Below are 21432 nucleotides of genomic sequence, written 5' to 3' on the forward strand. Positions count from 1 at the left end.
CATCGGCTGGGAGGCTGTTATGGGCGCACAATCAAAGATTTTAAGCGTGGGTGATTACAAGGTTTACACCGAGACTTACTGGAAGAGCAGCGACGCCAAGACCATCTTGCTGGTCAACGGCGCTCTGTCCACCACAGGCTCTTTCGGGCAAACGGTCAAGTACTTGCAGCCCCACTACAACCTGGTGCTGTTCGATCTGCCGTTTTCGGGTCAATCCCGGGCGCACAACTCCGACGACATGATTGTCAGCAAGGAAGATGAAGTACAGATCCTTCTTCAACTGATCGACCTGTATCAGGTCAACTACCTGCTTTCCGTTTCGTGGGGTGGCGTCTCGGCGTTGCTGGCCTTGGCCGAATGCCCTGCATCGGTTGAAAAGGCGATCATCAGCTCGTTCTCGCCGGTGCTTAACGAGCCGATGCTCGACTACATCGACAAGGCGCAGGTCTTTTTGGCCGCGCGCGAAAAACGCAAGATCGGCTCGCTCCTGAACGACACCGTCGGCAAGCACCTGCCGCGTCTTTTCAAGCTCTATAACTATAAGCACCTGATCAGTCTTGCTGAACATGAGTACGGCCAGATCGACTTCCACATCAGTCAGATCCGCCAACTAAGCGCCAGTAACTACGTAGAGCGTTTTTCATCGATCAAGATCCCGGTACTGTTCATCAACGGCGAAAAAGATGAATACACCACGGTTGAAGACGCCCGCATGTTTTCCAACTACATCGCCGAAAGCAGCTTCAACGTCGTTCCCGACACCGGGCACTTTCTCGACCTCGAAAGCAAGGCCGCCTGGCATCACTCCCAAAAGACCGCGTTGACGTTCCTGGGTACCGAAGTCGCCAAACAGGCATGGCCCAGCGTTCCTGCGATGGCATGAAGCACGTTCGTCTGCACCCGGGAAGCTGATCGGCTTTTCCGGTGCGGCGCTGTGATGCATGGACGCTGTTTTACTTCACTGGGCAGTGCTATTTGTTGATGACTTTTTCTTTTACGGCGCCTTTGCGCGCGTTCTGCCGTGTGTCCGGAACCGTCCGGCCGTTACGCTCCATCCCCTTCCAGCCTGCTCTCGTGCTGGGTTTTATCTCGCTGCTCTCGCTCAGCGCATGCTCTGCAGGGAAACCTGCTGAAAAGGCGCTGGTGCGGGTCGAGGTGCAGCCCGTCGCCTTGGCGGATGTCACCGACAGCGTGACGCTGACAGGCGATATCCAGGCACGCAAGGTGACCGAGCACGCCTTTCGCGTGTCAGGCAAGTTGATCAAGCGCTATGTAGACGTCGGCGATCGGGTCCGGGCCCATCAAGTGCTGGCCAGGCTGGACCCACGCGAACAGAAGACCGACCTGGCGTCAGCCAATGCGGAAGTCGCCATGCGCGAATCACGGCTGCACCTGGCCGAACAGAATTACCAGCGTCAGCAGGTCCTGCTGCCCAAGGGCTATACCAACCTCAGCGAATACCAGAAAGCCCGCTCAAACCTGGAGAGCGCGCGCGCCGACCTTGCAGCGCTGCACGCACAACGGGCCAACGCACGTGATCAGGTGACTTACACCGAGCTGTTCGCGATAGCCGACGGTGTCATCACGGCGCGTCATGCTGAAGAAGGCCAGGTGGTGCAGACTGCCACGCCGGTGTTCAGCCTTGCCCATGACGGTGAACGCGAAGCGGTATTTTCCGCGTACGAGTCACTGCTAAGCACCGATCAGACGGGCCGCCAGGTCACGGTCACCGCACTGGGTCAGCCCGGTGTCCCGTTGACCGGCACCATCAGAGAGATCACACCGATGGTCTCCGCCGCGAACGGCACGCTGCGTGTACGCGTTGCGTTGCCGGACAATGCCGCTGCGCCCTCGCTGGGTTCGGTGGTGCGCGCGCGTCTGCAGACACAATCGCAGCGGGCGTTTGCATTGCCCTGGTCGGCATTGAGCCGCACACAGGGTCAACCGGCAGTCTGGCGGGTGGATGCGCAGGCCAGGGTTGCGTTGGTCCGGGTGACCGTGCTGCGCTACGAACAGGGTCAGGTAGTCGTTTCCGAGGGGTTGTCGGAAGGTGATCGCGTGATTTCCCGAGGGCAGCAGTTTCTTTACCCCGGGCAACAGGTGGAAGTGGTCGAGCGCGCACCGCGCGAAAACACTGTTTCGCTGGCGACATCGGAGCGTGCGCAATGAATTCGGCGTCGCGAGAGCCACGACCGAGACACTGCTTTTGGCTTTTCTGCGCGCTGATTCTGGCGCTCCCCGGCTGCCGCGACAAACCGCTTCGCGACGCCGTGGAGCGTCCCGTGCTGTTCACCGAAATAACCGACCCTGGCAGCACCTCCTACGGTCGCTTTGCAGGCAGTATCCAGCCGCAATATGAAGTAGCGCTGGGCTTTCGTGTCGCCGGGCGCCTGATAACCCGGCATGCCGAAACCGGTGCTCAGGTGCGCAAAGGCGATCTGCTCGCCACCCTTGAACCCGGCGACCAACAACACCGACTAAGTGCGCGCCAGGCAGAACTGAGCAAAGCCCTCTCCTCTTGGCAGCAAGTACGTGACGAGCACATACGCTACCTGCAACTGTACGAGCGTGGGGTCGGCTCGCAGGCACGGCTCGATCAGTTGGCCAGCGACCTGCACGGTCAAAGCGCGTTTCTCGACCAGGCCCGCGCCGCCGTGCAACAAGCCCGCGACCATGTCGCTTATACGCGTCTGTCAGCAGAGTTCGACGGGCTGGTCACCGGCTGGCAGGCCGAAGTCGGCCAGGTCATGGCCACTGGACAGGCAGTCGTCAGCCTGGCCCGGCCGGACAGCCGTGAAGCGGTGGTGGACCTGCCGCTCGGGGTCCTCGCCTCGCTGAGTGACGACCGGCAAATCAGGGTGATCTCACAGCTCGACGAGCAGGTATTCGTGACGGCACACGTTCGCCAACTGGCGCCGCAGATCGACGTCGGCACTCGCACGCAGCGCGTTCGCCTGGCCTTGCAAAACAGCCCGGACAGCTTCCGTCTGGGCTCGACGGTCACGGTCGAGATCAGCGGCCACGCAGCGACTTTTCACGAGCTGCCCAACAGTGCCGTACTGGAGCGTGACGGCAAGGCGCAGGTCTGGGTGATTGACCCATCGACATCGACTTTGAGCCCGCGCGCCGTTCAGGTGCTGGCACGTAACGGCGTCAGGGTACAACTCAGCGGCGAGCTGCATGAAGGGGAAAAAGTGGTGATTGCCGGCGTCAATGGCCTGCAAACCGGCCAGAAGATTCGTCTGCAACGCGAGGTCGGTTTGTGAAAGAGCGCTTCAATCTATCGGCCTGGGGGCTGAAGCATCGCACGCTGGTCTGGTACATGATGTTCGTTTCACTGCTGATGGGCAGTTGGTCATTTCTCAATCTGGGGCGAGAGGAAGATCCCTCATTCGCCATCAAAACCATGGTCATCCAGGCCCGCTGGCCAGGTGCAACGCTGCCCGATACCTTGCAGCAGGTCACTGATCGACTGGAAAAGAAGCTCGAAGAAATCGATGCACTGGATTACGTGAAAAGCTACACGCTGGCCGGTGAATCGACCATTTTCGTATTCCTCAAAAGCGAAACCCGTAGCGCCGACATCCCGGCAGCCTGGTATCAGGTGCGCAAGAAGATCAACGACGTGCGCGCCGAGTTACCCAGTGGCATTCAAGGCCCGGCATTCAACGACGAGTTCGGTGATGTATTCGGCAGCATCTATGCGTTTACCACCGACGGTCTGTCGTTTCGCCAGTTGCGCGACTACGTCGAGCAGGTGCGTGCCGATATTCGCAGCGTGCCTGATCTGGGCAAGATCGAGCTGCTGGGGGCCCAGCGCGAAGTCATCTACCTGAATTTCTCCATCCGCAAACTGGCGGCGCTGGGGATCGATCAGCGTCAGGTCCTGCAAAGCTTGCAGGCGCAAAACTCCGTGACGCCCGCAGGCGTGATGGAGGCAGGCCCTGAACGCATCGCGGTGCGCGCCAGCGGTCAGTTCAGCAGCGAAGAAGACCTGATGGCCGTCAACTTGCGCTTCGGTGACCGGTTCTTTCGCCTCAGTGATCTGGCGACCATCGAGCGCCGCTACGCCGACCCGCCCTCTTCGCTGTTCCGCTTCAATGGTCAACCCGCCATCGGCCTTGCGGTCGCCATGAAACAAGGCGGCAATATTCAGGAATTCGGTACCCGGTTGCAGCAGCGCATCGACGACCTGACCACCGAGCTGCCGCTGGGGATCGACGTGCATCGGGTGTCCAGCCAGGCCGAGGTGGTTGACAAGGCCATCGGAGGGTTCACCCATGCGCTGTTCGAGGCGATTCTGATTGTGTTGGTGGTGAGCTTCATCAGCCTCGGGATTCGCGCCGGGCTGGTCGTCGCCTGTTCGATCCCGCTGGTGCTGGCGCTGGTCTTTGTGTTCATGGAATACAGCGGCATCACCATGCAGCGCATCTCGCTCGGCGCACTGATCATCGCCCTCGGGTTGTTGGTGGATGACGCCATGATCACCGTCGAGATGATGGTGACCCGACTGGAAAGTGGCGATTCATTGCCCCAGGCCGCGACGTTCGCCTACACGTCGACCGCCTTTCCGATGCTCACCGGCACGCTGGTGACGGTTGCCGGTTTCGTGCCCATCGGCCTGAACTCCAGCTCGGCAGGCGAATACGTGTTCACCATGTTCGCGGTCATTGCCGTGGCCTTGTTGCTGTCGTGGCTGGTCGCCGTGCTGTTCGCGCCATTGATCGGCGTACACATCCTCAAAGCCTCGGCACAACACGCCGCGCCGGGACGCTGGATGCGCGGCTTCAGTCGTCTTTTGATCAAGACCCTTGAACACCGCTGGTGGGTAATCGGGCTGACCGTGCTGCTGTTCATCGGCTCATTGTTCGCGGGCAAGTTGCTGCAGAACCAGTTCTTCCCGGACTCCGACCGCCCGGAAATCCTGGTGGACATCTACATGCCGCAAAACGGCTCCATCGAAGGCACTCGCCAGACGATGGACCGCTTTGAAGCATCGCTCAAAAATGATCCCGATGTGCTGCGCTGGAGCTCCTACGTCGGTAAGGGCGCCGTGCGCTTCTACCTGCCACTGGACCAGCAATTGAGCAATCCGTTTTATGGACAACTGGTCGTCGTCAGCCAGGGCGGCGCAGCGCGTGATCGCCTGATCGAACGCCTGCGTCAGCGCTTTCGTGATGATTACGTCGGTGTCGGCGGCTACGTCCAGCCCCTGAACATGGGGCCGCCCGTGGGCTGGCCGGTGCAATACCGTGTCAGCGGTCCAGACATCGAACAGGTGCGCAGTCAGGCGATGGCACTGGCCGCTATCCTGGATGCCAACCCCGATATCGGTCAGGTCATTTACGACTGGAACGAGCCGGGAAAAGTGCTGAAGATCGACATCGCTCAGGACAAGGTGCGCCAGTTTGGCCTGTCTTCGGAAGATGTCGCGCAAATCCTCAACAGCCTCGTCAGCGGCACGACCATTACTCAGGTACGGGACAGTACCTATCTGATCGATCTGGTAGGACGCGCCGAAAACGACGAACGCAGTTCGGTGCAGACCCTCAGCAACCTGCAAATCCCTACGCCCAACGGGTCGACGGTACCGCTGCTGGCATTTGCCACCCTGCGCTACGAACAGGAACAGCCGCTGGTCTGGCGTCGCGACCGGCTGCCGACCATCACCCTGAAAGCCAACGTACTGGGCAAGTTGCAACCGGCTGCGCTGGTCAAGCGATTGAAACCTGACGTTGACGCCTTCATCGCCAACCTGCCGCCACGGTATTCGGTTGCCACCGGCGGCGCAGTCGAGGCCAGCGCCCGCTCGCAAGGGCCGATATTGAAAGTCGTGCCGCTGATGCTGCTGTTGGTGGTGAGTTTCCTGATGATCCAGCTGCACAGCGTTAAAAAAATTCTGCTGGTGGTCAGCGTGGTGCCGCTCGGGCTGATCGGCGTGGTCGCCGCGCTGTTGATTTCAGGCTATCCGCTGGGTTTCGTCGCGATTCTGGGCGTGCTGGCGCTGATCGGCATCATCATCCGCAACTCGGTCATTCTGGTGACGCAGATCGATGAGTTCATGGCGGCCGGTGAAAGCGCCTGGTCGTCCGTGGTCAAGGCCACCGAGCACCGTTGCCGCCCTATCCTGCTCACTGCAGCCGCCGCCAGCCTGGGCATGATCCCGATTGCCCGCGAAGTATTCTGGGGACCGATGGCCATCGCCATGATCGGCGGCATCGCCATCGCGACCTTGCTGACGCTGTTTTTCCTGCCGGCGCTGTATGTGGTGAGTTATGGGATCAAGCGGCCGGACTGACTTGCAGGCATTTGCCGAGCGGACCCAAAAGGGTTTGGCTCAGGAGGCCCGCAAAGCCTTGAGACGACGAATCACGTTTACCAGAACGGGAGAAAAGGCCTGAAGCTGTTGTTGGCCATCAGGGATCGATAGCTCGTCATGCAGCAAATCAAGTACGTCATCGCTCTCTAAACCCAGTCCTGACGAGTTCATGCCCTGTGAATACAGCAAATTATCGATCATTGCTTTACGCTCGCTAATCAACCACTTGTTGGAGGCTTGATCACTGCCCAGATTAAGCACCTTGATACAGTCTTGCGCTCGGTCGGTTTTGCCTTTTACCAACCCGGACAGTTCGAACTGTAATTCCGTCTCACACTCGACCATAAATGGCGTCAAACGCAACAACTGGTGACCATGCGCTTTGCCACACCGATCCGGCTGATTGCAACTGGCAACAATATTCTGAAAATCTAGCGTGCGGTCGGGTGCCAGGCGTTGCGCTTCGACGTGTTCATTGTGAGCGCTGTCCTTGAAAGGGGTGATGCTGCGGCAGCAATAGGCACATAAACCATGTTGCTCCCGGACACAAGCATGTCGAATGGCATTCTTGATATCTTCCCGGTTCGCTAAATCCTTATATTGCTTACCCTTGTTCAAGCGCGCCCACCGCTCCAGAACTTCGAGACTTCCCTTCTCAATCTTTCGCACGACGTACTTCCAGCTTGCGGATCAACAAAGACGCTTTGGCCAGTTCTATGTGTCCAGAAGGCAAGTCATTGGCCAGCTTTGTGTAAAGAGAGCGAACCGCCTCCAGATCACCGACCATCAGCAGCTCTTGGAGTCTGTCCAAGCGTTTCTGAACATCAACATTCCGAATATCGGTGTCCATTACACTCAATAGGACTTGATTGGCATCAAGACCATAAAGACTGTCTTGCTCGAGTAGCGCTCCGTCATTCATGACATACACCAGCACATCCTTGCTATCGCTGATGACCAATGGCGAATGCGTGGTCAGGAGGAACTGACAATTGGGGAACGTCGTAGTGAGCTGAGCGATCAGACTGCGTTGCCATTTGGGATGCAGGTGCAGATCAACTTCATCGATCAGCACGATGCCATTGCCGCGCAAAGGATTTTCAAGGGCCGGGTTCATCATGGCGAGGCGTCTGGCAATGTCACCGACGAGCGCCATCATGGATTTTTCACCCTGTGACAGCTGCGATACGTTCAGCGTCTTGCCATCTTTATCGATAGCCATGTGCAGGCGCGGCTTGCGCTTGACACGCAGTTTTGTGAAGCCAGGCATAAACGCCTCAACTGCAGTTCTGACCGCAGTTAGCTGACGGTCACGCGACGAGGCATGCTCCCTGGTCAGTATTTTCCAGAGCTCTGTATCAACCAAGATCTTATGAGACAGTTCGTTAAGCAATTCGGTCGAAATGCCCGTTTCATTCTCGCTGTCTTCGCGCTCCCTGAACCACTCAAAAAATCGCCGAAAATCCACGCCACGGCCCAACGCGTTGTCGTAGCCATCCAGTTGATCAAAGGTGTGTCTGGCATGGACTTTAAGCGGTATCTCAAGCACTGAGCGCTCAACTGGATAGAACGCCAGAAGAGGAAGAGACGAATCACTCTTTTCAGTCAACTGTGACCGATAGCCATCCGCGAGCTTGGTGAGTTCGCCTAAAACTGTCGATGAGGTAGCATTCCGACCTTTCCGGGTAGCGGTTATTCCCCATTCAGATTCAAGTGGATTGACCTCGGAATCCGAAATCAGCACATCCTCTACCCGAATGGTAATTGAGGACGAGGCAGCACCGTTCTGAACCATACCTTCATCAATCCGACTGCCGACACCTTTCGGCGTTCTAACCCTGGCCACCAGCCAACTCAATGACGTAGCAACAGACTTGAGCAGCGTGGTCTTCCCCGCCCCATTGTTCCCGACCAGCACCGTCACCTTCGACGCGTGCTTTTCGGTAGGTGCCAGAGCCACTTCCAGATCCCTGAAACGCCCCACGTTGATGAGCCTGAAGCTTTTGATTTCCATGAAGGTCCCTGAAGGGATTGATCCAGAACAGAATGACGGTCGGCATTATGGCATTCCTGCGCGCCCCGTGAAGACTTCCCTGAGCAACAGCCCATTTCCATCCATCACTCACAGAAATATCCTGTATCAACTCGCCGTGCCTACTTAAACCCTGACAAAACCGTTAGCCTGCTCGCCATCAATCAAAACCTCCGCCTGTTACAGACGCTTCAGACGCCTGACAGGCTTGCGCCCAAGCGAGATGTTCATGTCCAACCCATCCCGAACCCCGCATAACGCCGTGACCATGACGCCCGGTCTGGTGATGCTGTTCGCATTCTGCTGCGGCGCGATTGTCGCCAATATCTACTATGCCCAGCCGATCATCGAGCTTATTGCCCCGGACATCGGGCTGTCGAGCACCGCGGCCAGCCTGATCGTTTCGCTGACGCAGATCGGTTATGCGTTGGGCTTGTTCTTTCTGGTGCCGCTGGGTGATTTGCTGGAGAACCGCCGGTTGATGCTGATCACCACCGTGGTGGCGGTGCTCAGTCTGCTGGGCGCTGCATTTGCCGAGCAGCCGAATCTGTTTTTGCTGGTGTCGTTGCTGGTGGGCTTCAGCTCGGTGTCGGTGCAGATGCTGATTCCGCTGGCGGCGCACCTGGCACCGGAAGAGTCCCGTGGCAGAGTGGTGGGCGGGATCATGGGCGGGTTGCTGTTGGGGATTCTGCTCGCGCGGCCCATCGCCAGTCTGGTGGCGGACCACTTCGGCTGGCGTGCGGTATTCGGCTCCGCTGCCGTGGTGATGATCGGCATCAGCGTGGTGCTGGCGACGACCATGCCGAAACGTGTTCCGGATCATCGCGCCTCTTACGGCCAGTTGCTGTTCTCGCTCTGGACCCTGCTGCGCACCCAGCCCGTGCTGCGCCAGCGTGCCTTTTATCAGGCCTGCATGTTCGCAACGTTCAGCCTGTTCTGGACGGCTGTCCCCCTGGAGCTGTCACGCAACCACGGACTGTCGCAAACCCAGATCGCCCTTTTTGCCCTGATCGGCGCAATTGGTGCAATCGCGGCGCCCATCAGCGGTCGTCTGGCAGACGCTGGTCACACCCGGTCAGCGTCACTGGGCGCTTTACTGCTCGGCGCGCTGAGCTTTCTTCCAGGCCTCGTTCACCCTGTGTACAGCGTGATCGGCCTGGCAATCACGGGGGTCATTCTGGATTTCTGCGTACAGACCAGCATGGTGCTGGGCCAGCGCACCGTTTACGCACTGGATGCCGCGAGCCGCAGCCGGCTTAACGCGTTGTACATGACCAGCATTTTCATTGGCGGTGCCATTGGCTCTGCGGTGGCCAGCCCGTTGTTTGATCATGGCGGCTGGACCTGGGTGCTGATCGCAGGCACGGCATTGCCGCTGATCGCCTTGCTGGCGTTGCTCAAAGACCGGGCCGGTCAGCGCAAAAGCTGATCGCTTCTGAACCTGCGCACACCCGTTCGATGGCTAGCGGGCTGACTGCTGCAACCAGTTTGCCAGGTCCACCACTTCAGCTTCGCTGATGCTGTGACCCAGCCCTTCATACGCGTGAAACTCCGGCTTGAGGCCGAGCGACTTCAACGTAGCGTCGGCTTGCGGACCGCTGGCGAACGCCACCTGGCGGTCCTGTACGCCATGACCGATGAAGACCTTCAGTGCCTTCAGCTCGTCGGTCGGTTTGATCTCGGCTTTCACCACCGGCAACAAGCGGCCGCTCAGTGCCGCAATCCCGCCAACGCGTGTCGGCTGACGCAGGGCGACTTCGTAGCTCATCATTGCGCCTTGGCTGAACCCGACCAGGAACACCTTGTCTGGCTGCGTGTGGAATTTTTCAGTGGCCTGGGTGATAAACGCCGTCAACTGCTTGCCGCTGCTTTTCAGGTCTTCGGTGACACCATCGTAATCCGGCACACCCGGCTTCTGGGCGAACCATTTGTAGCTGTCAGGCTGCAGCGCCACCGGGGCCTGAACCGACAGGTAATTGTAATCGGCTGGAAGGTGTTCCTTGAGTCCGAACAGGTCAGCCGCATTGCTGCCGTATCCGTGGATGAAGATCACCAGCGGTCGGTCAGGTTTTTCGACGTTGACTTGCGCCAGGTAATCCAGCGGCAGATCGGTGTGCAAGGTGTCCTGCGCCTGCGCCATTCCGGCGACGGTAAACAACAAGGCAGCGAAAAATTTCAGCATCTGTTCATGACCTCTGTTTGACGCTGCCGGATGGGCAGCGTCGTGAGCGGAAACCGGCACGCCTCAGTTCTGCATGCTGGTTCGCGAAACCTCGGGCTTGAGCAATTGCATCTGTTGACGGTAATCATCCGTCACCTGACGCGCCTGACTGCTGCTGGTGATGACTCGCGGCGTGATCAGCACGATCAGTTCGGTGCGGTCCTTGGACTTGCTGGTACTGCCGAACAGCCATTTCAGGCCGGGGATGCGCCCAAGATAAGGTACGGCACTGACCGACTCGGCGTTGTCCTGCTTGATCAGGCCGCCCAGCAGTACAGTCTGCCCGCTTTGCGCAGCCACTTGCGTCGCCACAGAACGGGTGGAGATCCGTGGGTTGCCATTGGTGTCGGTGAGCCCGTTATCCGCGTCACTCACCTGCTGCTGAATGTCCATGTACACCAGACCGCCCGGATTGATGCGGGGTACCACGTCGAGAATCACACCGGTCTGCACGTATTCGACGCTGCTCAGCGTCGTCGCGGAAGCGTTGGTGTTGACCGTGGTCTGGCTGATCGGAATGTTGTCGCCGACCTGAATCTGCGCCTGCTGGTTGTTCATCACCACCAGCGACGGCGCTGACAGCACTTGCGTGCGGCCATTGGTCTCCAGCGCACGCAACGCGACCTGCAGGTTATTGCTGACAAAGGAGTAGAAAAACGAGTCCGTGGAAACCAGTGCTGCACCGCCCGCGCCCAGCGCGCCCTGACTGCCTGCGGTGTTGGTGACGTTACCGGTCGTTCCCGCGTTCCCCGCCAGCCGCCCCAGGTACCACTGCACGCCCATGTCCAGTTCGCCGGTCAGTTTGACTTCCAGAATCCGCGTTTCGATCTGCACTTGCAGTGGCGGGTTGTCGAGGCGCTTGATCGCCGATTCGATCTCCTTCCACTGCGCCGGACGCGTGCGGACCAGCAACTGGTTGCTGCTCTTCTGCGCGGTAATACGGGTGCTGGCGTCCAGGGACTTGCCGTTGCCCGTCGAGCCGCTTTCGTCCTGGCTGGTCGAATCGGATTCGCTGCCGCTCTGATCCTCGCCCTCGGCTTCGCTGTCGGCATTGTTCTGGCTGTTGTTCATGCCCTGGCTGTTACCAAAGCCGCCGCCATTGCTCATGCCACCGCTGTTGCCGCCCAGGCCGTTGGAGCTGCTCATGCCGCCCGCACCGCCGCCGGTGGAGTTGAGCGACGACAGCGTAGTGGTGCGCAACCCCGGTGCCACCTTGGCCGGCGAATCGTCCTTGATCGCACCCGTGCCATAGATCTGCCGCAGGTACTTGGCGAGGTCAGTGGCTTTCATGTTTCGCACGTCGTACACGTACATCTGCGGTTCGTTGCCGCCGCCTTCGTCGATGGTATGAATCCACTCGCCCACTTCACGCAGGTACTCGGGCTGCGACGAAATCGCCACCACCGAATTGGTCCGTTCAATCGGCAGAAAACGCACCATGCCTGCCAGCGGCATGCCGCTTTCCGGGCCGAACATCTTCTGCAGTTCAGGCATCAGTTCGCCGACCGAGGCACGTTGCAGTCCGAACACGCCGACCGACATACCTTTCAGCCAGTCCACATCGAAGGTGTCGATGGTGTCCTGATAGTTGGCCAGTTCCTCAGGCGTGCCCGCCAGGCTGAGCACGTTGCGCGCCGGATCGACCAGCAGGAAAGCGTTTTCCCGGGCGAACGGCTTGAGCAGTTTCTGCATTTCGGTGGCCGAGATGTAACGCAGCGGGAACAACCGCGCCGACATGCCTGCCGAGGGTTGCGCCACACGCATTTCCGGCACCAGTTTGCCGGCAACGGCCTGATTCGATGGCAGGATTACATAGCGATTGCCCTGCTTGATCATCGCGTTGTCAGTCCAGGACAGCAGTGTTTCGAGAATCGACAGCGCCTGCTGCTTGTTGACCGGCTTGGACGTCGAGAAGCTCACGTCACCCTTCACGCCTTGGGCGATGCTGTAATTCTCGTGCAGCAGATCACCCATGATGCTGTTGATAACGGCCTGAATCGGCTGATTGGTGAAATTGAAGACAATGTCGCCGGTCTCCCCCGGACGCGCTGCCGGGGCCGCCGCGGGCTGGCGTATGAAGCGCTGATTGCCCTTGATGATCTGGCGTTGCGGCGATGCCGTCGGCTGCTGAGAAGGTGGCTCGACAGGCGGCCGCTCGCTGCGCGGGTCTACCGGCGGGCGTTGTGAACCGGTTCCCTGGAGCGCTTCCTGCAGCATGCCATTGTCGGGGTCGAGTGTGTCTGACTGTGACGCGCAGCCGCCAAGGGCGACGGCGGTGGCCAGGCAAAGCAAGGGTGTGCGCAAGGTAGCGATGGCAGGAACTCCAGAAAAGGTACCCATCACAGGGTGGAATCGTTGGTTAAGGTAATCGGGGGTGTATTCGACGGCGGCGGCAGGCGCAGAGCCGGCAGACGCAGGACTTGCGTACGCTCATCGAGTTTGAACGTGGCTTGCGTGGGCTCCAGGCGATCCAGTGTCCAGCCGTTGGGCAGCCGGTCACCCTGACGGACTTTCAGCGCCGGACCGCTGGCCTGCTTGAGCAAGGCCACACGCAGCGAGCCGTCCATGATCACCCCGGTCAGGGTCAGGCCAGCCAGGCTGGACGCCTGCGCATCCGCTTTGCGGACAGCCGCGTCAGGGCTGCGATCAGGGCTGAACAGCGGCGTCTTCCAGGTGTTGGCCAGGCTGTCCAGGGTTGCCGACGGAGCGCTGTGAATCTGGGTCTTCTGATCGATCAGGTTGCGCGGTGCCTGCTCCGGCAGCCAGTCCGGTGAATGCGCAGCGCCGCTGAAAATCAGCGCGATCAGCGCAGCCAGTACAGCGGCGAAGGCCAGCAAGGCCCACTCCAGCGGGCGTAGTGAACCAATCATTGCTCGCCCTCTCCGACACTGGCCGGTTGCAGGTAGCCACGCACCAACAGGTGAACAACCAGTTTGCCGGCCCCACCGCTGGCGGGCGCATTGGCGTCTCGGCGCATACTCATCTCATCAATGAACAGAAACGGACGCTGGTATTCCAGCGCATGCAGAATGGCAGTCAGCGGCTCGATGGCGCAGTTCAGGGTCAGGCTGACCTTGACTTGCCGATACGGCTCGGCGCTGTCCTGTTCCGGGGTGATCGGCATACGCTGGGTCAGCTCGCAGCCTCCGCCGGTGCTGGCCTGGCTGCTGATCAGATCAGCGATGCGCTGCATCAGGTCCGCCGCCACCGCGCTGGGATCTTCCCCGGGCAGCAGGCTGGTGCTGCTGGCCGGATCGCGGCGCGCCTGTTCGAGTTGCTCACGCAATGAATCGCCCTGCTGCAAAAGCCCGGCGTAACGCTGCTGCTGTTCACGCAATTGCTCGGTCTGCTCGCCGATGTCACGCAACGGTCCGGCGAACCAACTGTCGATCAACAGCCAGTAAGCCAGGCAAAGTACCAGCGCCAGAATAATCAGGGCTGCGCCCCGCCGCTCACGGCTTGTCAGTGGACGGCGCATCGGCGTTCTCCTGATGCTGGTTCTGGTGCAAATGCGCACGCAGGGAATACTGATCCTTGCCGGTCTTGGTGTCGGGCTGAATCACCCCCTGAAACTGTGCATTGTCCAGACTGTGGCAGTCTTTGACGCGCGCAATCAGCGCACTGGCCTTGCCACTCTGCCCCGAAAACGCCACATCGGCGCTGTCGCTGATTTCCAGGTGTTCGATCCAGGTGTCCGAAGGCAGGCAGGCGGTCAGTTCGCTGAGCAATGCCGAGAGCGGCGGTTGCGCCGCCTTGCGCCGCAACAGGTAATTGGCCGCGCCAAGGGTATTGGTCAGTTGCTGGCGCAGTTGTTGAATCTCGCCGACCTGGGCTTTCTGCGCCTTGACGCTGGCCTGCATATCGTCGAGCAGGCTTTGACGATCATTCAGCCACAGCAGCATGGCGCTCAACAGCAGAGCGGCACACAGCCAGGCCAGCCAGCGTTGCAGGCGATGCCCGGTGCGCGATTGTTGCGGGCGCAACGGCATCGGCAGCAGATCGACACCCATTCGCTGACCGTCAGACGCGACGTCGACGGCATCGGGACGCAGACCGCGCTCGGCACACTCGCTGAGTATCGCATCCAGTCGCTCGCGCAATATGGCCACCAGCGTGACCTGCACAAAGCTGGCGTTGCGGCTGTCCTGGCGTGCCACGAAGTACAGTTGGCCGGCGTCGAAGGGCGTGAAGCGGTCCAGCTCGTAACCGACGACCGTGGACAGATTGCGCGCTGCGGCCGCCGGCAGTTGCAAGGTCTGCACCAGCACGGCTGACGCGGGCAGCAGCAGAACCCGCCGCACGTGGGCCGATGCGACGGGCAGCGGCTCGACCAACGGCCAGACGTGCGTCTGCTCGACGGTTTCGCGACCCAGCCAGCGGCGTACACGCAACGGCAGACAGGCGCGCAGTTCCGCGACCCACCATTGCCATGCCTGTTGCGCCGGGCTGCCACGCCACTGCCGGGCAACCTGCTCGCGTAACGCGTACACAGGTGCCAGACGTGCAGAAACTGATGAATTCATTCTTGCCAACGCAATACCCTGTAGGGCTGTGCGCTTCCCTCCGATGGGCTCAATAAAACAGTGGTTTGTAACAAGGCAGTCACTCCGCCCGGTCGTTCTGCGCGTGTATCAATGGCCAGCACCTCGCCAGGATCGGCCCCTGCCGCGCTCTGGTTCGGCAAGTTCAAGGCCCGACGCAGCAGCGCCGAAGCGAATGCCGGATCAGGCCGGTCCAGCCCGCTCCACAATGTAATTTCCGGCAACAGCCGGGCATACAGTGCCTGACTCATGCCGGGCAACTGACGCACTTCCTCGACCACTCGCAACGGCGACTGACCGCCATTGCGCTGGGTTTCCAGCACCTGGGCAATACCGCTGGCCTGATTCCTGGCGGCGCCGCAAGCCTGCAGCAACCGGGATATATCGGCGACCGGCGCGCTGTTGAGGTCCAGCTTGCCGCGCTCGCTCCTGATACTCACAACCAGTTGCGTGTCATCCATACGCAACGACACCAGGCGCCCATCGGCAATCCAGCGTTTGCGCTGCGCAGGATCCAGCAAGCCCTGCACAGCCATATTCATGCCAGCCTCAGCGGCCATCAGCGCCTGCGTATTCTGCCGCAACCAGAGTGCCTGCCGGCTTTCCAGTTGCACCCACCCGGCCAGCCCGCCCAGTAACAGGCTGAGCAGCGCGAGCACCCAAAGCACCACCAGCAGCGCAACGCCACGTTGGTGTCGAGATGAATCGATCATTCGCCGCTCGCTCCACCGGACAAATCCAGACGCAAGGCCACCACCTCGGGGACCCACTTGACCGTCCCCTTGGTCTGCATGTCGATCCGTACCGCGCCCGGCAAACGATTCGGCCAGGGCCATTGGGGCAGCCAGCCTGTCGGCTTGCCCTTCGGGTTCAGCCCCCGATAACTGAACGTCAGTGACTCGACGTTTTGCAGCAACACTTGAGGCTCGCCCCACGGCTTCAGTGAAATGCCGTTTGCGCCGGACTGAACCTGAGCAAAAGACACCTGCAAGGCTCGGTGACCTTCCGGCCCTTTGAGTTCGAGGCTGTGAACCTGAATGCCCCCGCCCAGCTCGCCAGGCAACGTGGCGACAAACCGCAACTGCTGCGCCGCCCCTTCGAAAAAACCGCTGTTGACGTCGTCTTCTGCTGACGTGTCCAGCGGCAGTGCCTGACTGATCGAGCTGCGCAAAAATGCCTGCGCGGCGCGGGTCTCATCCAGGTTGACCGTGTAACGCTCAGCCTTGAGCACCGCGCGATTGGCGCCCAGCAACGCCCCGGCCACCAGCACCAGCAGCACACCCAGCAGGCTGATCACCAGCAGCACTTCCAGCAACGTGAAACCCCGCTGAGCACGCCTCATGATCCGGCCCCGGTAACCGGGCCACGCAACTTCAGCGTGCTGAACTGCGCCTTGCGCTGATGCTCGCTCAGCAGCAGATCAAGGCGAAACAGCCTGGGTTGTCCGTTTGCGCCTGACAACTGACGAATGTCCAGCGTCCAGTCAATGCCGGACAGTGTTCCCTGACGCGTCCCGTTTTCGAGCGGCCCCGTGCTTTCCTGATCCATGAGGGTGCGGGCAGCGTGACTGAGGCGGTCACTGCGTGACACCTGCTGCAGCGAGCGCGCACTTTGACCAAACGCCACCAGCAAAACACCGCTGCAGACCGCCATGACGGTCAATGCAGCCAGCATCTCCAGCAGGGTGAACCCTGACTGCGATGTTTTCATTAAAGCGACCGAACCTGAACGCTACCGGTCAGCCAACCAATGTCGATACGCCAGCGTCGGTCACCGTCGGCGACCAGTACGTTGCCGCCACTGGACCCCCCGTCCGGGTAGAACTCGACGGAAGAGCCCAGGTCCGACGCCGTCTGCATCGTTACGTGCAGATTTTGCGGCCAGTGCATTTCGCGCTTGCCAGGTGCTTTGAACGTCGCCTTGCGCAGATTGAACTCGGTTCGCGCCGGCTGCCCGGTCACAATGGCGCGCACCCGTGTCGCCCTCAGTGCCTCAACCATGTCACCCACCGCGCGGCGCTCGCTGGCCGTACTCAAACCCTGTTGCAGACCGAAACCCACCAGACCGACGGCGATGCTCATCAACACCAGCACCACCAGCATTTCCATGAGGGTAAAACCCCGGCTTGCAACAGACGTTTTCATACCGGTCGTTACTCCCAGTTACCCAGGTCGGCGCTATAGCCTTCACCGCCCGGCTGACCGTCCTGACCATAGAAAATCAGGTCGAAGCTGCCGTGCTGGCCAGGGAAGCGATAGCCGAACGCATGCCCGAACGGATCCTTGAGGTCCGAAGGCTTGGCATAAGGACCATTCCAGTTGGAGGCATTGCCCGGCTTTTCTGTCAGCTGCTGCAAGGTCTTGGGCGGCGAGCCGACATCCAGCGCGTAGCTTTCGATCTTCATGCCCAGGCTTGCCAACTGGGCCTTGCCCGCGCCGTACTTGCCCTTGTCGACGTTGCCGCCCACTTGCCGCACGACGATGGTCGCCACGATGCCCAGCAGGACAATGACCGCCAGCATTTCCAGCAAGGTGAAGCCGCCCTGACGGCGTGCGGGTTTGAAGCGTATGCGGCTAAAGCTCATCGGGATGGTTCCTCATTCATGAATTCAGATATTGCTGGTCAGGCTCATCAGCGGCAGCATGATGGCAAGCATGATCACCGCGACCATGCCCGCCATCACCACGGTCAACGCCGGGACCAGCGCCGCCAGCATCCGGTCGATGCCCCGTTTGGCCTCGACGTCAAAAACGTCGGCGACCTTGAGCAACATGGTGTCCAGTTCGCCAGCCTGTTCGCCGACCTCGATCATTTGCAGAGCCAGGTCCGGCAACAGGGGTTGCGCGCCGAACGCACTGGCCAGCGTTCCACCGCCCTTGACCGATTCGGCTGCCTGCTCGACCTGTGCCTGCAAGGCACGGTTGGTGCAGACCTGGCGAGCGATCACCAACGCCTGAAGCAGCGCCACGCCATTGGTCAAAAGAGTGCCTAGCGTCCGGGTCAGGCGTGCAGCTTCGATACGCTGCAACAACGGGCCTATCACCCGAATACCCAGCAAGCGACGGTCGTGGCGTTCGCGGCGTTGCGGGTCGCGCATGCGGATCGCCGTGCCCCATATCAGCGCAATCAGCCCCGCCAGCACCGCCAGACCGTAGCTGCCGAGAAACTGTCCGAGGTCGAGAATGACCTTGGTGATCAACGGGATCGGCACCCCGAGGTCCTTGAAAATCGGTACGAATTGCGGCACCACATAAGCCAGCAGCAAGGCCAGTGAGCCCAGCACACCGACGACCAGAAACGCCGGGTAGATCAGCGCGTTGATCACTTCGCCACGCAACAACTGGCTACGCTCCAGGTAATCGCTCAACTGACGCAGCGTGCTTTCCAGCGCACCACCGGCTTCACCGGCGCGCACCATGCTTATATAGAGGGGCGAAAACTGGCTGCCCTCTTCTTCCAGCGCAACAGACAACGGCTTACCGGCCTTGACCTGCTCACGAATGCGCTCGATCAACGCCCTGGTCTGAGGTTGTCCGGGCTGTTTGAGCAGAATTCCGAGGGATCGTTCCAGAGGCTGCCCTGCCCCCAGCAAGGTCGCGAGCTGCTGAGTGAAGCTGACCAGCGCTGCGCCGTTCAGCAAGCCACTGCCCAACGCACGGCGCAGCCCGCCGAGACCGGCGGTATCGACCTGCAACACCATCAAACCGCGTTTTTGCAGGGCCGCAATGGCGGCCTCCTGATCCCGAGCCTCCAGCGTGCCATTCTGCGGCGCGCCCTGGGTGTCGAGCGCGCGGTATTTGAACAGGCTCATGTGCCATCACCGCGGGTGACGCGCAACACTTCTTCCAGCGAGGTGACGCCGGCCACGGCCTGACGCAAGCCCTCTTCGTGCAGGGTGCGCAACCCGCCACGGCGGGCAGCCTCTTCCAGCGTCGATGCGTCGGCGTGACGCATCAACAGGCTGCGCAGCTCTTCGTTCATGACCAGCAATTCGGTGATCGCACTGCGCCCGCGATAACCGCCGCCTGGCGCGTCGGCGCGCGGGCGATACAGACGAATCGGGCGTTCGTCGGTGAAACGTTCCAGCCCGTGCTCGGCAATCAGCTCCGGCGGCGCATCAAAGGCTTCGCGCGTGGCCGGGTCCAGACGTCGCACCAGGCGCTGGGCCAGAATGCCGTTGACCGTCGAGGCGATCAAATAGCTCTCGACGCCCATGTCGAGCAACCGGGTGATACTCGCCGCCGCGCTGTTGGTGTGCAGGGTCGACAGCACCAAGTGACCGGTCAGCGAAGACTGGATAGCGATGCGGCAGGTTTCGAGGTCGCGCATCTCACCGATCATGATGACGTCCGGGTCCTGACGCACAATGGAGCGTAGCGCGCCGGCGAAGTCCAGACCGATGGAGGGTTTGACCTGAATCTGGTTGATGCCTTCGAGCTGGTACTCCACCGGGTCTTCTACGGTGATGATCTTGCGCTCGGCGGTGTTGAGCCGCGACAACGCCGTATAAAGGGTGGTGGTCTTGCCGGAGCCGGTCGGCCCGGTGACCAGCAGGATGCCATGCGGCCGTTCCAGCACATCGAGAAATTCGTCCAGGCGCTCGCCATCGAAACCCAGGCTGGGGAAGTCGAAATTAATGGTTTGCCGGTCCAGCAAACGCATCACAACCGATTCGCCGAAACTGGTGGGGACGGTGGACACCCGCAGGTCAAGTTCCTTGCCCTGAATACGCAGCATGATCCGGCCATCCTGAGGCAGACGCCGCTCGGCGATGTCCAGGCGGGCCATGATTTTTACCCGGGAAATGACCGCCGCCGAGGAACTGGACGGAGGCGCTTCGGCTTCGTGCAGCACGCCGTCGATGCGATAACGCACCTTTAACTGGCTCTCGAACGGCTCGATGTGAATGTCCGACGCACGCTGCTCGACCGCGCGCTGCAGGATCAGGTTGACCAGACGAATGACCGGTGCTTCGGAGGCCAGGTCCTTGAGGTGCTCGATGTCTTCCAGCGAGCCGCCTTCATCGTCGAGGTTCTCGATCAAAGTGCCCATCGCCGAGCGGCCCTGCCCGTAATAACGTTCGATGAGGGTTTCCACTTCATTGCGCGGCCCCACGGACATCCGCACCGGCACCTCGCAGGCATAGGCAATGGCCTGAAACGGATACAGCGTGCCGGGATTGGCGCCCAGCACTTGAAGGCCCTGATCGCTCCAGCCTACCGGCACCACCTGGTAGTGGCGCATGAAGCGTTCGGTCAGCGGCGGCAGCGGGTCCAGCATGGGAGGTACGCCATCGGCCAGCAGCAGCGGAGCGTTCAATAAAGCCGCCCAGGCGCGCGCCAGCTCGAATTCCGACACCAGCCCCAGCCGGGTCAACAGGCCGAGCAACTCGGTACCTTCGGACTCCTGTTGCAAACGATGCGCCCGTTCCAGATCGACCGCTTTCAGACCGGCGTTTTCGACCAGCCAGGCGCAAACCTGCTCGGCATCCGGGAGAGCGACTCGGGCTATATCAACGGGAACTGGCGACATGAATGAGGGCATTTTGCTACTTCGGAGGGGCATGTTACAGCACTCTCCGCGAGGAAAGCGCTGCGTTCAAAGGCATCAAACGATCAGTTTGACTGCTTTTGAGGGGTTGCGTTCTGCGGGCGACCGCCTTTTGTCGTCTCGGTCTTTTGTTTTTGCGCCGCTTTGGCGTCCTGGGTCTGGGTCATGACGGTCGAATCGGTGGCACCGGAAGTGGCGTCTGCGTCCGTTGCCTCTTCCGCCAGTGCGGCGCCACTCAGGGCCAGACCTAATACTACAGCTGCACTCATCACAGAAAACTTCATCATGGTAACTCCTCGGGAAAAACAAGTGAACACTGCACTACGCAGGGTCCGTATAAAGACCGGGCAAGAATGAACGCACAGCACACATCTCAACTTGCGAGCTGTCTTTCTTCGTCCTGAAAAATCTTAAACCCATCGACCAGTAGGTTTAAGAAGAGTTCCTCAATTGTAAAGAAAAAAGACAAAAATAAAGAAAAATACGCTTTTGTTTGACATTTATGGCTTGTTTTAGACTTAATTGTAACCGTTCACACACCCGAGGCGCTGTTAAGTAACATCAAAATAGTGGCACCTCAGAGACAGCAAAACATAATAAATTAAAATAAATCGCTAACTAAATTGCCGTTAATCGCCGCCACTAAACAGTGGAAAAGCGCGAAGACGGGCAACGATTGTCTCCAGAATTATTTAACGCCGATGGCAAGTTATAACGCTTTAAACCGGCGCGAAAGCGCGGGCGTACAGTTAATCTAAACGCAGTTGGA

General features: G+C 60.1%; 20 protein-coding genes. 5 read left to right on the top strand and 15 right to left on the bottom strand.

Going from position 1 to position 21432, the window contains the following annotated elements:
• The first annotated feature begins 19 nt into the window (after positions 1-19).
• The 4 genes from BW686_RS18415 to BW686_RS18430 all read left to right on the top strand — a co-directional run bounded on the left by BW686_RS18415 (position 20) and on the right by BW686_RS18430 (position 6298).
• A complete protein-coding gene (locus BW686_RS18415) occupies positions 20-883 on the top strand; it encodes an alpha/beta fold hydrolase (RefSeq protein WP_102048023.1) in 864 nt (287 codons plus the stop codon).
• A 98-nt stretch (positions 884-981) separates the two neighbouring features.
• On the top strand, positions 982-2169 hold the full coding sequence (locus BW686_RS18420) for an efflux RND transporter periplasmic adaptor subunit (RefSeq protein ID WP_084918959.1): 1188 nt from the start codon (positions 982-984) through the stop codon (positions 2167-2169).
• Positions 2166-3266 carry an efflux RND transporter periplasmic adaptor subunit gene (locus tag BW686_RS18425; RefSeq protein ID WP_084918960.1) on the top strand — a complete coding sequence of 367 codons (1101 nt, stop codon included), beginning with the start codon at positions 2166-2168 and terminating at the stop codon, positions 3264-3266. Before BW686_RS18420 ends, BW686_RS18425 begins: the two co-directional genes overlap by 4 nt.
• Entirely contained in the window at positions 3263-6298 is a 3036-nt protein-coding gene (locus tag BW686_RS18430; protein WP_084918961.1) for an efflux RND transporter permease subunit, read from the top strand. Before BW686_RS18425 ends, BW686_RS18430 begins: the two co-directional genes overlap by 4 nt.
• A 39-nt stretch (positions 6299-6337) precedes the next feature.
• On the opposite strand, the gene BW686_RS18435 is transcribed toward BW686_RS18430, so the two are convergent.
• Positions 6338-6988: a hypothetical protein gene (locus tag BW686_RS18435; RefSeq protein WP_084918962.1), complete on the bottom strand. Its 651-nt coding sequence runs from the start codon at positions 6986-6988 to the stop codon at positions 6338-6340.
• Positions 6975-8333: an AAA family ATPase gene (locus BW686_RS18440; RefSeq protein WP_084918963.1), complete on the bottom strand. Its 1359-nt coding sequence runs from the start codon at positions 8331-8333 to the stop codon at positions 6975-6977. The genes BW686_RS18435 and BW686_RS18440 overlap by 14 nt, the downstream gene beginning before the upstream one ends.
• Before the next feature lie 286 nt (positions 8334-8619).
• On the opposite strand from BW686_RS18440, the gene BW686_RS18445 reads away from it, so the two are divergent.
• The gene (locus BW686_RS18445; protein ID WP_373271037.1) at positions 8620-9780 is read left to right on the top strand and encodes an MFS transporter; all 1161 of its coding nucleotides are present in this window, start codon (positions 8620-8622) and stop codon (positions 9778-9780) included.
• A gap of 33 nt (positions 9781-9813) precedes the next feature.
• Here BW686_RS18445 and BW686_RS18450 read toward each other — a convergent pair whose 3' ends face one another.
• From BW686_RS18450 to BW686_RS18510, 13 genes are all read right to left on the bottom strand, one after another.
• A complete protein-coding gene (locus tag BW686_RS18450) occupies positions 9814-10533 on the bottom strand; it encodes an alpha/beta hydrolase (protein ID WP_084918964.1) in 720 nt (239 codons plus the stop codon).
• A gap of 63 nt (positions 10534-10596) precedes the next feature.
• A complete protein-coding gene (gene gspD / locus BW686_RS18455; protein ID WP_084918965.1) occupies positions 10597-12912 on the bottom strand; it encodes a type II secretion system secretin GspD in 2316 nt (771 codons plus the stop codon).
• Positions 12912-13442 (bottom strand): general secretion pathway protein GspN, encoded by a 531-nt coding sequence (locus BW686_RS18460; protein WP_084918966.1) that lies wholly within the window; start codon positions 13440-13442, stop codon positions 12912-12914. The genes gspD and BW686_RS18460 overlap by 1 nt, the downstream gene beginning before the upstream one ends.
• Positions 13439-14050 carry a type II secretion system protein GspM gene (gene gspM / locus BW686_RS18465; protein WP_084918967.1) on the bottom strand — a complete coding sequence of 204 codons (612 nt, stop codon included), beginning with the start codon at positions 14048-14050 and terminating at the stop codon, positions 13439-13441. Before gspM ends, BW686_RS18460 begins: the two co-directional genes overlap by 4 nt.
• On the bottom strand, positions 14025-15095 hold the full coding sequence (locus BW686_RS18470) for a type II secretion system protein GspL (RefSeq protein ID WP_084918968.1): 1071 nt from the start codon (positions 15093-15095) through the stop codon (positions 14025-14027). The genes gspM and BW686_RS18470 overlap by 26 nt, the downstream gene beginning before the upstream one ends.
• The gene (locus BW686_RS18475) at positions 15092-15826 is read right to left on the bottom strand and encodes a general secretion pathway protein GspK (RefSeq protein ID WP_084918969.1); all 735 of its coding nucleotides are present in this window, start codon (positions 15824-15826) and stop codon (positions 15092-15094) included. Before BW686_RS18475 ends, BW686_RS18470 begins: the two co-directional genes overlap by 4 nt.
• Positions 15823-16455, bottom strand: coding sequence for a prepilin-type N-terminal cleavage/methylation domain-containing protein (locus BW686_RS18480; RefSeq protein WP_084918970.1), 633 nt, complete (start codon positions 16453-16455; stop codon positions 15823-15825). The genes BW686_RS18475 and BW686_RS18480 overlap by 4 nt, the downstream gene beginning before the upstream one ends.
• Positions 16452-16823 (bottom strand): type II secretion system protein, encoded by a 372-nt coding sequence (locus BW686_RS18485; protein WP_084918971.1) that lies wholly within the window; start codon positions 16821-16823, stop codon positions 16452-16454. Before BW686_RS18485 ends, BW686_RS18480 begins: the two co-directional genes overlap by 4 nt.
• Positions 16823-17257, bottom strand: coding sequence for a prepilin-type N-terminal cleavage/methylation domain-containing protein (locus BW686_RS18490; protein WP_084918972.1), 435 nt, complete (start codon positions 17255-17257; stop codon positions 16823-16825). Before BW686_RS18490 ends, BW686_RS18485 begins: the two co-directional genes overlap by 1 nt.
• Positions 17258-17265: 8 nt before the next feature.
• Complete coding sequence (gspG, locus tag BW686_RS18495; RefSeq protein ID WP_007249177.1) at positions 17266-17697, bottom strand: type II secretion system major pseudopilin GspG; 432 nt, start codon at positions 17695-17697, stop codon at positions 17266-17268.
• A gap of 24 nt (positions 17698-17721) precedes the next feature.
• Positions 17722-18924 carry a type II secretion system inner membrane protein GspF gene (gspF, locus tag BW686_RS18500; RefSeq protein WP_084918973.1) on the bottom strand — a complete coding sequence of 401 codons (1203 nt, stop codon included), beginning with the start codon at positions 18922-18924 and terminating at the stop codon, positions 17722-17724.
• Positions 18921-20645: a type II secretion system ATPase GspE gene (gene gspE, locus BW686_RS18505; RefSeq protein ID WP_179149312.1), complete on the bottom strand. Its 1725-nt coding sequence runs from the start codon at positions 20643-20645 to the stop codon at positions 18921-18923. The genes gspF and gspE overlap by 4 nt, the downstream gene beginning before the upstream one ends.
• Before the next feature lie 83 nt (positions 20646-20728).
• Positions 20729-20947 carry a hypothetical protein gene (locus BW686_RS18510; RefSeq protein ID WP_179149314.1) on the bottom strand — a complete coding sequence of 73 codons (219 nt, stop codon included), beginning with the start codon at positions 20945-20947 and terminating at the stop codon, positions 20729-20731.
• Positions 20948-21432: the final 485 nt, after the last annotated feature.

The organism is Pseudomonas syringae (assembly GCF_002157375.1).
Classification (GTDB): Bacteria; Pseudomonadota; Gammaproteobacteria; order Pseudomonadales; family Pseudomonadaceae; genus Aquipseudomonas; species Aquipseudomonas syringae_T.

Bases quoted from the DNA above. Each gene is read 5' to 3' on its own strand.
- BW686_RS18415 (WP_102048023.1), top strand. From the start codon at position 20: ATGGGCGCACAATCAAAGATTTTAAGCGTGGGTGATTACAAGGTTTAC.
- BW686_RS18420 (WP_084918959.1), top strand. From the start codon at position 982: ATGACTTTTTCTTTTACGGCGCCTTTGCGCGCGTTCTGCCGTGTGTCC.
- BW686_RS18425 (WP_084918960.1), top strand. From the start codon at position 2,166: ATGAATTCGGCGTCGCGAGAGCCACGACCGAGACACTGCTTTTGGCTT.
- BW686_RS18440 (WP_084918963.1), bottom strand. From the start codon at position 8,333: ATGGAAATCAAAAGCTTCAGGCTCATCAACGTGGGGCGTTTCAGGGAT.
- BW686_RS18445 (WP_373271037.1), top strand. From the start codon at position 8,620: ATGACGCCCGGTCTGGTGATGCTGTTCGCATTCTGCTGCGGCGCGATT.
- BW686_RS18450 (WP_084918964.1), bottom strand. From the start codon at position 10,533: ATGCTGAAATTTTTCGCTGCCTTGTTGTTTACCGTCGCCGGAATGGCG.
- gspD (WP_084918965.1), bottom strand. From the start codon at position 12,912: ATGGGTACCTTTTCTGGAGTTCCTGCCATCGCTACCTTGCGCACACCC.
- BW686_RS18460 (WP_084918966.1), bottom strand. From the start codon at position 13,442: ATGATTGGTTCACTACGCCCGCTGGAGTGGGCCTTGCTGGCCTTCGCC.
- gspM (WP_084918967.1), bottom strand. From the start codon at position 14,050: ATGCGCCGTCCACTGACAAGCCGTGAGCGGCGGGGCGCAGCCCTGATT.
- BW686_RS18470 (WP_084918968.1), bottom strand. From the start codon at position 15,095: ATGAATTCATCAGTTTCTGCACGTCTGGCACCTGTGTACGCGTTACGC.
- BW686_RS18475 (WP_084918969.1), bottom strand. From the start codon at position 15,826: ATGATCGATTCATCTCGACACCAACGTGGCGTTGCGCTGCTGGTGGTG.
- BW686_RS18480 (WP_084918970.1), bottom strand. From the start codon at position 16,455: ATGAGGCGTGCTCAGCGGGGTTTCACGTTGCTGGAAGTGCTGCTGGTG.
- BW686_RS18485 (WP_084918971.1), bottom strand. From the start codon at position 16,823: ATGAAAACATCGCAGTCAGGGTTCACCCTGCTGGAGATGCTGGCTGCA.
- BW686_RS18490 (WP_084918972.1), bottom strand. From the start codon at position 17,257: ATGAAAACGTCTGTTGCAAGCCGGGGTTTTACCCTCATGGAAATGCTG.
- gspG (WP_007249177.1), bottom strand. From the start codon at position 17,697: ATGAGCTTTAGCCGCATACGCTTCAAACCCGCACGCCGTCAGGGCGGC.
- gspF (WP_084918973.1), bottom strand. From the start codon at position 18,924: ATGAGCCTGTTCAAATACCGCGCGCTCGACACCCAGGGCGCGCCGCAG.
- gspE (WP_179149312.1), bottom strand. From the start codon at position 20,645: ATGTCGCCAGTTCCCGTTGATATAGCCCGAGTCGCTCTCCCGGATGCC.
- BW686_RS18510 (WP_179149314.1), bottom strand. From the start codon at position 20,947: ATGAAGTTTTCTGTGATGAGTGCAGCTGTAGTATTAGGTCTGGCCCTG.